Raw genomic sequence first — 15,542 nt, 5'->3', positions numbered from 1 at the left:
GTTAGTGCTGCTCTTGCGCTATTGCGTCGTCCATTTCACTTTCAAGTTTGGCACTTTCGTCAGCACGTGGCTTCACAAATCGAGCAAGCCCTAAATACAGCACAGGTGTCAGATAAAGCGTAAACACCACAGCGATACCGAGCCCACCGAAGACAACCCAACCAATTGCGTTACGCGCTTCTGCACCTGCTCCTGTGGATAGAATAAGAGGTAATGCACCGAGCAAGGTTGATACCAAAGTCATCACAATCGGGCGCAATCGAATAGTGGCAGCTTTCTCAACCGCCTCGCGTACCGAAAGTCCTTTGTCTCTTAATTGGTCGGCAAACTCTACGAGTAGTATTGAGTTCTTCGCCAGTAGACCAATAAGCATGACCAAACCAATTTGTGAATAGATGTTGATACTATTGCCGGTGAGGAACAGGGCAAATAAAGCTGCTGCAATACCAAACGGCACAGTAATCATCACCACAATGGCACTATTCACACTTTCAAACTGTGCGGCCAATACCAAAAATACAATAAGGAAAGCTAACACATAGGTTAAGACAACCTCGCGAGCGGTTTCTTCAAAGGTTTGTGCTTCACCCAAGAAAATTAGACCGATGCCTGCTGGCAGCTCGTCTTGCGCTATGGCTCGAAGAGACTCAACAGCTTCTTCAATTGTAAGGTTTGGTGGCAGTTCCATGTCTATTTCAATGGCACGACGCTGTGACTGGCGCTCTAGCTCCGCTGCAACACCTTCTTCGGTAATGGTAGCAAGGCTGGACAGTGGTACTAATGTTCCGTCTTGCGCGCCCACATAGAGGTTTCTCAAATCACTTGGATCTTGAACACGGCTTCTATTCGCGCGCAGCATAATAGGAATAGATTGGTCTCCCACATTTAGGTCTGCAATATCGTCGCCGTTAATCGCTACCCGAAGTGTGGTGGATATGTCTGAAAGGGCTACACCAAGTTCCTCGGCTCTTCGGCGATCAATGTTGACTCGAAGCTGAGGCTGGGTTGGCTGGTAGCCGATACGCGGGTAACCGACTTCCGGAAGTTCGCTGCGAATTCTAGCGGTGAATGCCAAAGCAGCTTCATATATGCCTTCGTATGTAGGCCCAGTAAGTGCTAACTCAAGACCTCCGCCTTGCCCACGTAGGTTCAAACTATTACTACCAAAGGCACGTCCGGATACACCCGCAACATTGGAAATAGGCCCATTTATTTCTTCAATAATTTGCTGCTGCGACTTTTCCCTTTCATCCCAGTGTTTAAGCTGGACGGTAATGAAGGTTAAGTTCGGATCCCACTGACCTACCACCGTATAAATAGAGTCGATTTCTCCTTCCGCAGCATAAGGCAGTAAAATCTCTTCTAGTTTATACGCTTGGCGATCCATAAAGTCTAAGCCGACTCCGTCAGGACCTCGTGCGAATATTCTCACTGTTCCGCGGTCTTCGGTTGGCATAAGCTCATTTTCAAGTAACTGGTATGCGCTGAACGCTCCTGCAGCCAGTAGCACGCTAATTCCAAATACCCACCATGCATGGTTTAAGCAAAATTTAAGTGAGCTGCCATATAGCTTTACTAGTTTGTCGCCAATGCGTACTAGCATGCTTTTCTTATGGTTTTTCAACGGAAGCTTTGCTGTTAACGCTGGAACCAAAGAAAGTGCCACGAAAGACGAAATAATTACTGCTATGGCAAGTGTTCCGCCAAACTCTCGGAACAGCATTCCCGCTGTAGAAGGCAAAAAGGCGATAGGAATAAATACAGCAGCCAGCACAGCAGTAGTTGCGACTACCGCGAAGAAAACTTCACGCGTTCCTATTACTGCTGCAGCTCTTTTACCCAGCCCCATAGCTCTGCGCCGCTGAATATTCTCGGTAACAACGATGGCATCGTCCACAATAAGACCCGTGGCGAGTACAAGGGCTAACAAAGTCAAAATGTTGATCGAGAAGCCAAGTACCCAAAGTGCAGAAAGTGCACCCACAAGTGCTACTGGAATGCTTGCGGCAGGAATAATTGTCGCGCGCCATGAACCAATGAATAAACGAAGCGTGAGCACGACCAGAATAATCGTCAGGGTAAGTGAGAAAATAACTTCTCTTACGGAACCACGTATGAACTCTGCATCATCAGACGTCACCTGGAAGGTTAAATCAGGAAATCGTGTTTTAAGGTTTTCGATTTGCGCTAAAACCTCATTAGAAATCTCTATGGTATTAGAGCCAGCTTGACGCAATATCCCTAGTCCGATAACTGGGCGCCCGTCTAAGCGAACCATATTTCCCGCATCTGCTGGACCAAAAAATACATTGGCGACGTCACTTACTCTAGTCGTTCCAGAAATAACAATGTCTTCAACTTGCTCTGCGCTTACTGAAGTAGCGTCGGCTCGCACGATGAGCTGCTGATCGGTCGACTTCAATGACCCAGCAGGAACGTCAAACGGCGCTTGGCGCAGCGCGTTTGCTACATCCACTGCTGTTAAATTAAAACTCGCCAAACGCAGCGGATCTATATTTACGCGCATGACACGCTCACGCGCCCCGCGTAGTTGCACGTCGGCAACGCCTGGAATATTTAGGAAAAGCGGCGCTAAGTCCGTTTCAATACGTTCTGTGAGCTGTTCGAGCTGCAGGGTTTCACTAGAAATAGCGACACTAACAACCGACTGAGCGTCGTTGTCGGCTTTAATAATAGCTACTTGCTCTACCTCTGGTGGTAGCTGGCGCTGTACTCGGCTGACAGACTCCCGCGTTTCATTGGCAGCAGTGTCCAAGTCGACGTTCGGGCGAAACTCAATCACTATCCGTGAACTGCCTTCTTCACTAGACGAGCGAATCGACTTAACTCCACTCACGCGAGCGGCTGCAGCTTCTAATCGGCTGGTAACTTCGTTATCTACGGTTTCTGGAGAACCGCCTGGGAATCGAGCGGTTACCGACACAATGGGTCGGTCTACGTCTGGAAGTTCACGAACTTCAAGGCCGTTCAACGCTGCTATACCCGCAATAATAATAAGCAGGTTGAGTACAACAATAAGAACAGGTCGTCTTATGGAAAGAGACGGTAAGTCATTGGTGAGTTTGTCTGTTTCGTGGCTCATGGCTACTCTCCTTGCATACTCACCGAAAGTGCTTGTCCAGGGCGCAGGGTTTGAACACCCTCAACAACAATAATGTCTTGCGCGGTTAATGCTGACTCCACAAGTATTTCGCCGCGGCGACGTTGCTGTATTTCTACATTGACGCGCTCTGCTTTGTCGTCGTTAACCCGCCATACGTAAGCGCCTTCAGCCCCCCACATTAGCGCTGCTTCTGGTACTACAGCGTAAAATTCCCCTTCTACTTCTAGGTTCACTCGAAAGCTCATACCTGGGCGATATTTGTCTTCTTCATTGTCGAGAATCGCACGTACGCGAATGGTTCGTGATTGGGCGTCTACGCGCGAGTCGATGTCGGCAATGCGTAGTGTTAAGGCCTGAGTACTATTCTGCCAAGGTGTAGCTGTAACTGTGTCTTCTGTTTGCAGCATGTTAAGTGCGGTTTCTGGTGCTTGGAAATTCACAAATAGACGCTCGCGCGAATCGATCGTTGTGATCACAGTACTGGTTGAAATACGGTCGCCTACTTCAATATCTGTTAAGCCAACAACCCCGTCGAATGGTGCGCGTACAAACCTATCTTCCAAGTTGGTTTCTGCTTCTCTTTTTCTTACCTCTGCTAAGTCTCTGGCTGTTATGGCGTCGTCTAATTCGCTTTGTGGAATAGCACCGCGTTCTCGGCTGGCTGCTAATCTTTCTACGGTGCGCTGTGCGTCAGCAAGCTCAATTTCAGCACGAGCTAGGTCGGTGCGTTGACGGCGGCTATCTAACTCAACAAGTACGTCGCCTTGCTCTACACGCTGGCCGGTACCGAAATGCACGTTAGTCACTAAGTCGCCTACTGCTGGATAAATCACAACAGAATTTATCGCTTCGGTATTACCTACAGCTTCCACCCGCTGTGTTCTGGCGTCGAAAGTAATAGTGGATGCCACCACTTGCGCTGCTCTGCTTCCCCCCCATTGTTGAGCGTGGGAGCTCGGTGCAAAGGCTATGAAAATAGTAAGAAGTGCGACTACAGCAATGCGCATGAAAAATTCCTTGTAAAGATAAAGAAAAAAGCTCGTGACTATAGTACGTATTCTTGCGGAAGTTGATCAAAAAATGCCATCAGATGAGAATAATTTGCGATTAGAGAAGGTTTTGAGAACGCTTACGTCAAAACTGTCAAAAAGTGTTCGTAAATGTTACGAACTGTGCTTTTCGCTTGCGTTTGAATTATGAGGTTCATAATATCCGTACGTAACCTATTTGGAGGCGTTATGAAAATTATAAAATCAATTTTAATTTTAACTTTCGCAGCTGTTGCTGCTGTGGGATGTGCAAGTTCTTCTAACGAGAGTTCTATTTCTCCTACAACGGTAAGTGTGCCTGAGTACCGTACATTTTTGAATGAACTAGACGTAGCGGTTCAGCAAGGCGTACCACGTGAAATGGAAGAAGACGAAATTAACCAAGTGAATGCATTAACTAGTGGCATTCGTCGTATTCTTGAAGGCCATGAGTCAATTGATACTGTGAGTGAAATGGACCGTACTCGCGTTTTCAACATGCACGAGAACTTACAAGCTGTATTGTTAGGTGACCGCGCAAGCCAAGTTATTTGCCGTAGTGAACGTTCTACAGGTACGAACTTTAAAACTACAAGCTGCATGACTCGTGCAGAGTGGGATATGCGTAAACAAGCTGTAGAGCGCTTATTCAACCAAGGCACTGGTTTCGGTTCGAGTATGTCAGCACCTGAAGGGCGATAATCGTTCCTTGTTAATCTTTGAAAGCCCTTGATGAGCAATCGTCAGGGGCTTTTTTGTTTCTGCTCTGCGGTAACAGTAGTGTTTTTCCCAAGTTTCTTGGCTTGGTAAAGCGCAGAGTCTGCTTGCTCTATAAGCTCGTACGCTCCAGTCTCATGCTCCGCATAACTGGCAATTCCGATACTAATTTGAAGCTTGGTGGTGTCGTTATCGATATCAAAAGTTTGTTTTTGTAAGTCCTGATGCAACTGGTGAGCAAGTTGCTCAGCTTGTGTTGAGTTCAAACCCGGCAACATAAACAGGAATTCGTCACCGCCAAAGCGGAATATAATGTCAGAACCGCGCCTATTGGAGCGGAGAAAACGACCGAAGTCTCTCAGAACTTGGTCACCCACTTGATGTCCGTAATTGTCGTTGAGCTGTTTAAAGTTATCTAAATCGACCATCATTATGGAAAGTGGAACTTTTTGGCGCTGTGAGCGAGCGATTTCATGATGAAGAAACTCGTCAAGATGTCTTCGGTTCAATAAGCTCGTAAGCGGGTCGCGCATCGACTCTTCAGCGAGTTGCTTGTGCACAACTTCCAGTTCTCTAACTTTACTCTCAAGCTTACGTTTGCTGAGTTCTAACGACTCTTCGATCGATTTTCTCAAGCTTATATTTCTACTTATACCGCCAATGCGGTACTGGCCAGTTTCTGGGTCTTCAAAACGAAATAAGCTTGTTTCAAAAACTTCGTAGTCAAAGTCTGTGCCTCCACTGTCTTCTTCATAAACAAGGTGACGACCTGACTCCAATACTTGCTGATATGTCGCAATAATCCTTTCTGCCGCAGCTCCCTCTCCTAAAACTTGTCTTAGCGTTCTTCCAATCACTTGTTCTGGTTCCATACCAAAAAACCTAAGCATGGTCGCGTTTCCAGAGACAAGCTCAAAGTCTCCATCCTCGCAGGGCTTTGCGATAAACAAGTGATCGGTGAGTTGGTTGAAGTACTCAACTAACACTGAGTTGGGTATTGGAAAATGCTTAGATTCCATGGTCGACGTATTCCTTACAACAAGAGTTTGCAAGATAGCACGATTTTTAAACACTGCTCAACGCGTTCCAGCGTGAAAAACTTCTCTAAAATTGTGTATCATTCGGATGAACATAATTTAGGGCGCTGCTTATTATCAACGCTCACATATAAAAACAGAAGGCAGTGAATATGAAATTAGCACAGTTAAGCCGTCTTACCATTGCCATGGGCATTGGTGGTTTGCTGATGGCATGTAGTCCAGCAAGCAACGACACAACAGAAACAGCAGCACAGAATGAGTCTTCAGTACTTGTTGCCGGAGCAGAAGACAGACTAGATATTTATCAATCGGTAACTATCGATACCGACTTAAGCCATTTGTCTGATAACCAGAGAGAGATGGTTGGGCTACTTATCGATGCTTCGAAAATTATGGATGACTTGTTTTGGCGTCAGGCTTATACCGGAAGCCAAGCTTCATTATTAGAGCGTATTGAAGACCCAGACGTAGAGCACTTTGCACGCATCAATTACGGCCCGTGGGATCGTTTGAACAGCGACGCGCCATACATTCAAGGTTATGGTGAAAAGCCGTTAGGAGCAAACTTCTACCCAGAAGATATGACTCGCGAAGAATTCGAAGCGTTCGAAGACCCGACTAAAGACAGTTTATATACCCTTATTCGCCGTAATGCCGAAGGCGAACTATACACCTTGCCATTCCATGAAGCATACGCAACAGAGCTTTCAGCTGCGGCAAGCTTGCTTCGTGAAGCGGCAACCTTGGCGGAAGACGAGCGTTTCGGAAATTACTTAGAAATGAGAGCCGACGCCCTAGTCACAGGTGAATATCAAGAATCAGATTATGCCTGGATGGATGTTAGGGACAACTTGGTTGACGTGATTATAGGTCCTATTGAAACCTATGAAGACCGTTTGTTTGGTTACAAAGCCGCGTTTGAGTCTTATGTTTTGATAAAAGACACCGAGTGGAGTGAGCGTTTAGCAGTATATGCAGAAACGCTACCTAGCTTGCAGCAAGGACTTCCTGTACCGGCGGAATACCGTGCAGAAACACCGGGTTCAGACGCTCAACTTAATGCTTATGATGTTGTGTACTACGCGGGGCATTCTAATGCTGGCAGCAAAACCATTGCTGTAAACTTACCGAACGACGAACAAGTGCAATTAGAAAAAGGCACGCGCCGCTCGCAATTGAAAAACGCGATGCGCGCCAAATTCGACGGTATTTTAGTGCCTATTTCAGACGTTCTTATTGTGCCAGAACAGCGTGCGAACATTACGTTCGACGCGTTCTTTGCGAATACTATGTTCCATGAAGTTGCACATGGATTAGGTATCAAGAACACTATCAATGGCAGCGGCACAGTGCGCCAAGCTTTGCGTGAATATGCTTCGCCGATTGAAGAAGGTAAAGCCGATATTCTTGGTTTGTACATGGTTACTCAGCTTCTTGAAGAAGGTATTCTTACCGAAGGCGAGCTAGAAGACTATTATGTAACTTTCCTTGCGGGTATTTTCCGTTCTGTACGTTTCGGTGCGTCTAGCGCACATGGCATGGCGAACATGATTCGTTTTAACTACTTCGAACAAGAAGGTGCATTCATTCGCAACGAAGCGGGTCAATATGCAGTAGACATGGACAATATGCGCCAAGCGATGAATGGTTTGTCAGAGCTTATTTTGCGGTTACAGGGTGACGGTGACTACCAAGGCGTTGCTGAATTGTTCGACGATATGGGTCACGTGAGTGAACAGTTGTCTTCAGACCTAGCGCGTTTAGAAGCTGCTGAAATTCCAGTAGATGTTCACTTTGCTCAAGGCCGAGAAGTTTTAGGTCTGTAACATTGTAAAAATACGCCACTAAGTTGGTAAATTTGACCAACTTAGTGGTTTTTCTTTTATAAATCACTTCAGCAACACCTCTCCCTTTTTAATTAAATCTTTGAATTTATTCTAATTTTTAATATTGGCAAGCGCCTTGCTATAAACCTTATGTATTGTTCCCCAGTGGTGAGTTGGTACATCATCACAGTGGCTCAACTTTGGTGATGTACCGTTTTTTATAAGGAAAAAATCATGAGTGTTTTAGCGGTCGGTTTATTAGCAAGTTCTGTGGTTATTGGCGACACCAATTTAAACGTAGGTCAGGAATGTAAAATTTCAGTAGACCACGAACTTCATGTTTCTTCCGAGCAAGTGCGTTTGATTGACGATGGCCATGAAATGTGGCGTATCGACGCACAAGGTGATTTGTATGTTGAGGGCGTCTATTCTGCTCAACCTGACAATATTCAAGAGATGCTAGTCGACTACAAAGAGGGCGTAGAGCGTCAAACTGAAGCTGTAGTTTATGTAATGGGCGAGGCATTAGAAATTACAAGTGAAGCTCTGGTTAGTGTGTTCTCTGAAATGTTTAGTGCAGACCATCGTATTGTTCAGCGTATCGAAGATTTGCACGACACATTAGAAGTAGAGTTCGACAGTGTGGTGTATCAAGAAAATGGTGAAACCATTGTACGAGGCCAAGAGCTGGAGTCTTTCGGTGACCGTTTGGGCGACACCATTGAGCAGGAAGTAGAAGAAATCGTTTCCAGCTCTGTGGGTAGCTTGCTAGTCATGGTTGGTAGAGAGCTAATCAAAGGTGGCGGCGACATGAGTGACTTCGAACAGCGTATGGAAAATATGGGCGCTGACCTGGAAGCGCGCATTGAAGAGCGTACCGTTCGAATCGAAGAGCGTGCCGACCAAATGTGCGACGAAATTATCGTATTGAACCAAATCGAGTCGGAATTAGCGATGCATATTCCTGTTATTGCTAACTATCCACTCTTTGAACAAGCTCAAAGCAAGTAATTTGTAATTTAGTTAAGGCTCGGCCGTTTGCCGAGCCTTTTGCATTTGTAATGAAAAGAAACACTTTTTGCCTGAAAGAAAAGTTAGAATTCTGTAACATCATTTCGAGTTCTAAATAAGAAAATAGGCAAATAAATGCAGTTTTTAGTCAGGGTAACTATCGTTCTCGCGATGTTGGTTGTTTCGCGAGCCTCTTACGCACAAGAAATTCCACTCGAGAATTTCTTTAAAGAAGCAGAGTTTTCTAGTGTCGCTATTTCACCTACCGGCAAATATATCGCTGTGTCTACTCCAGGTGAGGATCGCAGAAACCTTGCAGTCATAGATATGTCTGATCCCGCGAATTTGAAGGTGACCGCAGCTTTCAATATGCGTGGGGGGGAAAGCCCAATTGGACTCCGGTGGGTAACTGAAGAAAGATTACTATTTGAATCGATGATCCAGATTGGAGCACTTGAACGCCCACAAGGAACGGGGCGAGTGTACGCGATCAATGCTGATGGTTCAGAGCGAAATCAATTATTTGGCACTCAAGCTGGGAGTTATGTAGGGCGCCAAATGTCAATTATGAGCTACATGGAAGACGAGCCAGAGTGGGTTTTGATACAGCATTGGGCACATGATAATCCTCGGCCAGTAGCCCAGCGCATGAACATAAACGATGGGCGCTTGGGAATGCGAACTACTTCTCCGCTCGAGCGTGGAGGTTTACTTGCTGACCAACAAGACAGAGTTCGTTTCGCTTATGGACAGAACGATCGAGATAAACCAGTCTTTTCTTGGCGTGCGAGCGAAGATTCGGAGTGGATAGAGTTCGAGAACGAGTTCGGTCAAATATCACCGATTGCCTTTACAGAGTCTGGGACAAGTATTTATTTTTACTCTCGCGAATCTGATCGGTTAGGTGTTTATGAAATCGACTTACTGACTCAACAAATTTCGCCGGTAGCTGAGCATGACCGTGTAGAGTTGGATACCCAATTGGGTTTGTCACCGTTTATTTTTGATAATGAAGGTAATGATCTTTTAGCTGTAAGATTCATGGACGGTATACCTGAGTGGGTGGCTGTCGACCAAGATGCATTTGAGGTGCAATGGCTACGTCAGTTAGAGAATATGTATCAGGACTACTATGTACACATTCATAACTGGACTGAAGATGGTAAGCAAGCCTTGGTGTCAGTGCGTTCGGCTAGCACACCGCCAGACTTTTTTATCTTAGACACGGAAACCCCAGAACTGAGATTTTTCGCTTCAGCTACACCATGGCTAGATCCAAGCCAAATGGCTTCAGTTCAGCCGATATCGTTTAACGCCAGAGATGGGCAAGAGATCCACGGATATATGACATTGCCGAATGATTATGTTGAAGGAGAGAGCATACCATTTGTTGTTTATGTGCACGGTGGTCCACACGGACCGAGAGACTCATGGAGCTATGAGTCGTTTGTGCAGGTGTTTGCGCATCATGGGTTCGGTGTTCTTCAGGTAAACTACCGCGGTTCTGGTGGATATGGCGTCGATTTTGAGGAAATGGGCTACCGAGAATGGTATGGCAAGATGCAAGACGACGTTACTGATGGCACTTTGTGGGCAATGGAGCAAGGCTATGCCGATGAAGAACGTACGTGTATCGCAGGCGCAAGCTATGGTGGCTTTGCTACCTTAGCTGGAATAACAAAAGAGCCTGATCTTTATGCATGTGCTTGGGCGTTCGTTGGAGTATATGACTTACCGCTGATGAAAGAGGAAGGGAACATTCCTAGTTTCGCAGCTGGGCGACGCTACCTTGATAGAGTGCTAGGCACTGATCAAGAAGAGCTTATTGCTCGTTCGCCTACCACTCACGTGGGTAAAATAACAACACCATTGTTTGTGTCGCATGGAGCGGAAGATACTCAGGCTCACTTTGGTCAGTATCACTTGCTTCTAGAAAGACTAGATGAAGAGGGAATTCCATACGAAAGCTTGTTCGTTGAAGGCGAAGGGCATGGTTTCTACAAAGTTGAAAACAATGTGATGCAAATGGAAAGAGTATTAGAGTTTATGAAAGAGCACACCGAATAGGTGTGCTTGCTCTTTTGCAGCGAAATTCAGACAAAAAAAATGACCGGCTAGCCGGTCATTTTCATTTGTAAACGGTTACTCACTTACTCAGCAATTGCTACGTTCTCTGCTTGAGGTCCTTTTTGACCTTGAGTAATGGTGAACGAAACTTTTTGGCCTTCGTTCAGAGTACGGAAACCGTCACCTGTGATTGCACTGAAATGTACGAAAACGTCAGGACCGCCAGCGCGCTCCAAGAATCCGAAACCTTTCGATTCGTTAAACCACTTTACGGTGCCAGTTACTGTATCAGACATATTCTTTCCTAACTTACTTTAATTTAAAAATTGCTGGACTACACCAGCATCACTATTGCTTTGATGCAGCGGGTATTTCCAGAGAACGAAGACCTTTCCAAATGGAGGGTAAATCGAGCTGATAAATTCGAGCAGCATATTCAAGCCTTTGTAGTATACATGGCGAATTATTCGCCCGCCAATCATTTCAACGATTATTTTCGTATGATTATTCGTTACACTAACGAAATCGAACTTTTTTTAGGAGTTATTTCATGCGAGTGGTAGACAACTTAGCGGCCCAAATCGGACAAACAGACTTGCTGAAAATTAAGTCTTTGTCAGAGCTTTGTGGGTCTGACATTTACGTGAAATGCGAGCACCAAAACCCCGGAGGCTCAATTAAAGACAGGGCCGCGCTACAGTTGATAACCGACGCTATGGAGCGCGGTGAGTTGAAAAAAGGAATGACCGTTGTTGAAGGAACCGCGGGTAACACTGGTATCGGTTTAGCTATTGTAACGAAGGCATTGGGACTAAATTTGTTGGTAGTTATGCCGAATGATCAAACTCCAGAAAAAACTCGAATGATTGAGTTACATGGGGCTAAATTGAAGACAGTTAACCCTGTTCCTTTTAAAGATGAGAATCATTTTTATCACACCGCTCGTCGCCTCGGTGAGGAAAACGCAGATTATTGGTGGGCGAATCAGTTTGAAAATACCAGCAATATGCGTGCGCATTATCTACATACCGGGCCTGAAATTTGGGAACAAACTCAAGGTAAAGTCGACATGTTGGTCTCGGTGTCTGGTACTGGCGGAACCATAGGCGGTAACTCAAAGTACTTGAAAGAGAAAAACCCGGATATTGAAGTGTGGTTAGCAGACCCAGACGGTTCCGGTTCATACGAATTCTTGAGAACAGGCGAGTACAAGTCGAACGGCGGTTCAATGACCGAGGGTATTGGTATTATGCGCTTGGTAGAGAATTTCCGACAAGCGCAAATCGACCACGCTATCAATCTGCCAGACCAAGATATTGTTACGATTTCTCGTTATGTTCGTGATCAAGACGGAATTCTGCTGGGTAGTAGTTCGGCGCTCAACGTAGCGGCAGCTTTTTTCGCGGCGCTACATCGTCCGAAAGGGAAAACCATTGTTACTTTTGCTTGCGACTTGGGTGAGCGCTCCACCTCCAAACTATACAACAAGGAATACCTAGCAGGTCGTGGACTTTCTGTGGAGCCAGAGCCTATGGAAAATCTCATAAAACGCTATCAAGGAATGTCGGACAGAATAGTCAACGTAAATTAGGTTAACTTTTTAAAGCTGGCGGAAGTGATAAGCGCATACGATAACCATCACTTCCGTCTTCGTAATATTGAGCAAGTAAGTCGGTCACTTCGAAACCTAGTGCGCGATACAGCGTAATGGCACCAATGTTGGAGTCTTTTACCTCCAACGATACACCAGCTGCCTTAGCGTTACGGCAAGCGGTAATGATGTGATTCATCAGAAACTTACCTACGCCAGTGCCTCTAGCTTCAGGTGCAGTAGCTATTGAGTAGACGCGCCACCATTTGCTGTTTTTACGCGTTAATGTAATGGCGTAACCCGCAATTTTGTCTTTTATTTCGCTACTTTGAACTATCCATAACTTTGCTGAAGCTATTTGGGTAAAGCGTCGAAATGACGCTTTACCAATACGGTCGCCAGTAAAGCAACGATGTTCTAAAGCTACAAGTTCGGCAACGTCATCTGCAGTTGCCGAACGAACAGACAGAGTCATTTAGTCTTCCATGCGTCGTAAAAAGTCACTCATCACGATTCGATACAACTCGTCTCCGAGGTATAAGTCTTCGACACCCGACTCAATGGAAGGGTTGTCGTTAATTTCAATAATAACAGGGCCTTTTGGTGTTTCTTTTATATCGACACCATACAAACCGTCACCAATCAATCGAGTCGCCTGAAGCGCTATTTTGATCACGTCTTTAGGTACTTGGTGTACCCCAATACAAGTAAAGGAACCACTCTTATTCTTTCCTTGTTCGGCATGGTTATATATTTGCCAATGGTTGCGCGCCATAAAATATTGGCAAGCATATACAGCCCGGTTGTTGAGCACGCCGATGCGCCAGTCAAAGTCGGTGGGCAACCATTCTTGAATGAGCAATATACTCGACTTCCTGAACAATTCTTCTGAGATACTATGAAGCTCTTCTTCGTTTCGAACTTTCTCTACGCCCACAGAAAATGAACCGTCTGGAATTTTAAGCACTAACGGAAAACCAAACCGAGACGCAATGCCCTCTACATCGAGGTGTTCAGACTTCACAACAATTTCGGTTTTAGGTCGTGGAATTTTGTGTTTCTCTAGTAACTCATTCAGAAACACCTTATTCGCACAACGTAAAATGGCGTCTGGGTGGTCGATCACCACCATGCCATTTGCTTCCGCCTTCTTAGCGAAGTGGTAGGTATAGTGGTTTATTTTAGTATTCTCACGAATAAACAAGCCGTCGAACTCTAATAATCGTCCGTAGTCTTCTTGGGTAATCAATTCGGCTTCAATATTAAAGTCCTTCGCTATACGAACAAATTTTTGCAGTGCTTTTTTGTCACTCGTAGGTACGAATTCGTTAGGGTCGTAAAGAATAGCTAAATCATACTTATATTCTTGCCGCGCTTTTGCTTTGCGCCACACACTCTTACTAAACTTCTCTAAACCATGGGCAAACAGGTCTTGTTCTTGATCATTAAGATCCGAAAGTGGCCTATTACGTAATGAATTGATAAACCAACGACCTTCAAGCCTAAATTCAGCTTCAAGAATCGGGCACGGATAGGCTTCGAACAGCTGTCGCGCAAGCTGGCTTAAGTTGTCGTTTTGACACTGACCAAAACAAATAAGCAAGCGAACTTCCTTGGAATCGGTGTCGCTTTCTTTGACGTACTTTTTCAGCTGCTTGTTCAAGTCTCTGAAAAAGACTTGGTATTGAGCAACGTTCATAAGATCGTTAATAGTAGAAACCGAGGGCAAAACGCGCTGCCCACGTGCTTCAGCTAATAAACTAACGTAATACCCGTTAGACAAATAACTTAAATCATCACAAAGGTTTATAATGGGAGCACGACGTTTTAGATCTTGGTCGGTAATATAGTCGCCGGCGCTAATCGTAGATTGGCTAGGATGGTACGGTTGCCAGTCTAAAAGGTCATCAAGAATGATTAATGGTGTGTGTTGCATAGATTCTCTTAATAGATAAAACCGTTACTAAAACGGTGGCGCATTTATCGCTTAAACTATAAATTTACACAAGCGTTTTTCACTGAAATTTAAAAATAAAGGCTACGTTGAATGAAGTATAGAGGCAGAAGTGACTTTAAGCATGGAGAAAGAGGAAAATTAGGGGTTTTAATACTTAATTTAGGCACTCCCGATGCGCCAACGACGCCTGCGCTTCGTAAGTACCTAGGACAATTTCTTGCTGACCCTCGAGTGGTTGAAGTACCTCGACTTCTCTGGCGCGTTATCTTGCACGGAATTATTCTACGTATTCGCCCGCGTCGCTCAGCTGCAGCCTACAGAACAGTCTGGACTCAAGAGGGTTCACCTCTATTGGTACACACACAAAACCAAGCCAAGTTATTACAAGAAGCACTCAAAGAAGAGTATGGCGATGATATCGTCGTCGAATTTGCCATGCGTTATGGTAACCCTTCGGTGGATTCGGCAATTGAAAAATTAATGAACGCTGGGGTTCGAAAATTATTGGCGTTACCTCTATACCCTCAGTATTCAGGCTCAACTTCGGCTTCAACCTTCGACGCCATTGCACAAGACTTTATGAAGCGCCGCTGGCTGCCAGACTTTAGATTTGTAAGTCATTACCATGACCACCCGCAATATATTGAAGCTATTGCCAACACAGTACGCAAGCACCGTGAAGAACATGGTAGCGCGGACAAGCTGATATTTTCTTATCATGGCGTACCTAAAAAATATTTGCTGAAAGGCGACCCGTACCACTGTGAGTGCTATAAAACCACTCGCTTGGTTGCCGAGCACTTGGGTCTAGACGAGTCTGAATATATGACCACGTTCCAGTCACGGTTTGGTCGAGAGGAATGGCTTCAACCCTACACGGATGTAACTATGAAGGCTCTGCCGAAGCAAGGGGTGAAGAATATTCAGGTGATTTGCCCAGGGTTTTCTTCAGACTGTCTGGAAACTGTAGAAGAAATCGACGAAGAAAATCGTGAGTATTTTATGGACTCTGGAGGTGAGTCATTTAGCTATATCCCTTGTCTAAATTCACAGCCGAGTCACATTCAACTGCTAAAATCTTTGGTCGAAGAAAATATTCAAGGGTGGCAAGCGCAGAGTGATGAAAGTGCGCAGCAGTCCAAGCAAAACGCCACTAAAGTCATGGATACAGTGTCTTAGGA

12 protein-coding genes are annotated in these 15,542 nt (G+C 45.3%); 6 read left to right on the top strand and 6 right to left on the bottom strand.

Features of this window, described 5'->3' with window-relative positions; all coding sequences use genetic code 11:
- Window position 1: 1 nt before the first annotated feature.
- Both EYQ95_RS11775 and EYQ95_RS11770 read right to left on the bottom strand, forming a co-directional pair.
- The gene (locus tag EYQ95_RS11775; protein WP_111916155.1) at window positions 2-3,103 is read right to left on the bottom strand and encodes an efflux RND transporter permease subunit; all 3,102 of its coding nucleotides are present in this window, start codon (window positions 3,101-3,103) and stop codon (window positions 2-4) included.
- A 2-nt stretch (window positions 3,104-3,105) separates the two neighbouring features.
- Complete coding sequence (locus EYQ95_RS11770; RefSeq protein WP_111916154.1) at window positions 3,106-4,131, bottom strand: efflux RND transporter periplasmic adaptor subunit; 1,026 nt, start codon at window positions 4,129-4,131, stop codon at window positions 3,106-3,108.
- Between the two features lie 231 nt (window positions 4,132-4,362).
- On the opposite strand from EYQ95_RS11770, the gene EYQ95_RS11765 reads away from it, so the two are divergent.
- Complete coding sequence (locus tag EYQ95_RS11765) at window positions 4,363-4,854, top strand: hypothetical protein (RefSeq protein ID WP_111916153.1); 492 nt, start codon at window positions 4,363-4,365, stop codon at window positions 4,852-4,854.
- 41 nt (window positions 4,855-4,895) lie between these two features.
- Here the strand turns inward: EYQ95_RS11765 and EYQ95_RS11760 are convergent, their stop codons facing one another.
- Window positions 4,896-5,888: a sensor domain-containing diguanylate cyclase gene (locus tag EYQ95_RS11760; protein ID WP_111916152.1), complete on the bottom strand. Its 993-nt coding sequence runs from the start codon at window positions 5,886-5,888 to the stop codon at window positions 4,896-4,898.
- Window positions 5,889-6,058: 170 nt separating this feature from the next.
- Between EYQ95_RS11760 and EYQ95_RS11755 the strand changes: the two genes are divergently transcribed.
- From EYQ95_RS11755 to EYQ95_RS11745, 3 genes are all read left to right on the top strand, one after another.
- The gene (locus EYQ95_RS11755) at window positions 6,059-7,735 is read left to right on the top strand and encodes a Zn-dependent hydrolase (protein WP_111916151.1); all 1,677 of its coding nucleotides are present in this window, start codon (window positions 6,059-6,061) and stop codon (window positions 7,733-7,735) included.
- Between the two features lie 234 nt (window positions 7,736-7,969).
- Window positions 7,970-8,746: a DUF2884 family protein gene (locus tag EYQ95_RS11750; RefSeq protein WP_111916150.1), complete on the top strand. Its 777-nt coding sequence runs from the start codon at window positions 7,970-7,972 to the stop codon at window positions 8,744-8,746.
- A 135-nt stretch (window positions 8,747-8,881) separates the two neighbouring features.
- Complete coding sequence (locus EYQ95_RS11745; RefSeq protein WP_111916149.1) at window positions 8,882-10,813, top strand: S9 family peptidase; 1,932 nt, start codon at window positions 8,882-8,884, stop codon at window positions 10,811-10,813.
- An 83-nt stretch (window positions 10,814-10,896) separates the two neighbouring features.
- Here EYQ95_RS11745 and EYQ95_RS11740 read toward each other — a convergent pair whose 3' ends face one another.
- On the bottom strand, window positions 10,897-11,109 hold the full coding sequence (locus tag EYQ95_RS11740; protein ID WP_111916148.1) for a cold-shock protein: 213 nt from the start codon (window positions 11,107-11,109) through the stop codon (window positions 10,897-10,899).
- A 254-nt stretch (window positions 11,110-11,363) separates the two neighbouring features.
- On the opposite strand from EYQ95_RS11740, the gene EYQ95_RS11730 reads away from it, so the two are divergent.
- Window positions 11,364-12,404 (top strand): cysteine synthase A, encoded by a 1,041-nt coding sequence (locus EYQ95_RS11730; protein WP_111916146.1) that lies wholly within the window; start codon window positions 11,364-11,366, stop codon window positions 12,402-12,404.
- Between the two features lies 1 nt (window position 12,405).
- Here EYQ95_RS11730 and EYQ95_RS11725 read toward each other — a convergent pair whose 3' ends face one another.
- A complete protein-coding gene (locus EYQ95_RS11725) occupies window positions 12,406-12,879 on the bottom strand; it encodes an N-acetyltransferase (protein WP_111916145.1) in 474 nt (157 codons plus the stop codon).
- Window positions 12,880-14,340 carry a RimK family protein gene (locus tag EYQ95_RS11720; protein WP_111916144.1) on the bottom strand — a complete coding sequence of 487 codons (1,461 nt, stop codon included), beginning with the start codon at window positions 14,338-14,340 and terminating at the stop codon, window positions 12,880-12,882. It abuts the gene before it with no gap.
- A gap of 111 nt (window positions 14,341-14,451) precedes the next feature.
- Between EYQ95_RS11720 and hemH the strand changes: the two genes are divergently transcribed.
- Complete coding sequence (hemH, locus tag EYQ95_RS11715; protein ID WP_111916143.1) at window positions 14,452-15,540, top strand: ferrochelatase; 1,089 nt, start codon at window positions 14,452-14,454, stop codon at window positions 15,538-15,540.
- Window positions 15,541-15,542 lie beyond the last annotated feature (2 nt).

This window comes from Lysobacter sp. N42 (genome assembly GCF_004344885.1).
This window is presented reverse-complemented; position numbering and strand designations above follow the sequence as displayed.

Bases quoted from the DNA above. Each gene is read 5' to 3' on its own strand.
- EYQ95_RS11755 (WP_111916151.1), top strand. From the start codon at position 6,059: ATGAAATTAGCACAGTTAAGCCGTCTTACCATTGCCATGGGCATTGGT.
- EYQ95_RS11745 (WP_111916149.1), top strand. From the start codon at position 8,882: ATGCAGTTTTTAGTCAGGGTAACTATCGTTCTCGCGATGTTGGTTGTT.
- EYQ95_RS11760 (WP_111916152.1), bottom strand. From the start codon at position 5,888: ATGGAATCTAAGCATTTTCCAATACCCAACTCAGTGTTAGTTGAGTAC.
- EYQ95_RS11750 (WP_111916150.1), top strand. From the start codon at position 7,970: ATGAGTGTTTTAGCGGTCGGTTTATTAGCAAGTTCTGTGGTTATTGGC.
- EYQ95_RS11725 (WP_111916145.1), bottom strand. From the start codon at position 12,879: ATGACTCTGTCTGTTCGTTCGGCAACTGCAGATGACGTTGCCGAACTT.
- EYQ95_RS11775 (WP_111916155.1), bottom strand. From the start codon at position 3,103: ATGAGCCACGAAACAGACAAACTCACCAATGACTTACCGTCTCTTTCC.
- EYQ95_RS11765 (WP_111916153.1), top strand. From the start codon at position 4,363: ATGAAAATTATAAAATCAATTTTAATTTTAACTTTCGCAGCTGTTGCT.
- hemH (WP_111916143.1), top strand. From the start codon at position 14,452: ATGAAGTATAGAGGCAGAAGTGACTTTAAGCATGGAGAAAGAGGAAAA.
- EYQ95_RS11740 (WP_111916148.1), bottom strand. From the start codon at position 11,109: ATGTCTGATACAGTAACTGGCACCGTAAAGTGGTTTAACGAATCGAAA.
- EYQ95_RS11720 (WP_111916144.1), bottom strand. From the start codon at position 14,340: ATGCAACACACACCATTAATCATTCTTGATGACCTTTTAGACTGGCAA.
- EYQ95_RS11730 (WP_111916146.1), top strand. From the start codon at position 11,364: ATGCGAGTGGTAGACAACTTAGCGGCCCAAATCGGACAAACAGACTTG.
- EYQ95_RS11770 (WP_111916154.1), bottom strand. From the start codon at position 4,131: ATGCGCATTGCTGTAGTCGCACTTCTTACTATTTTCATAGCCTTTGCA.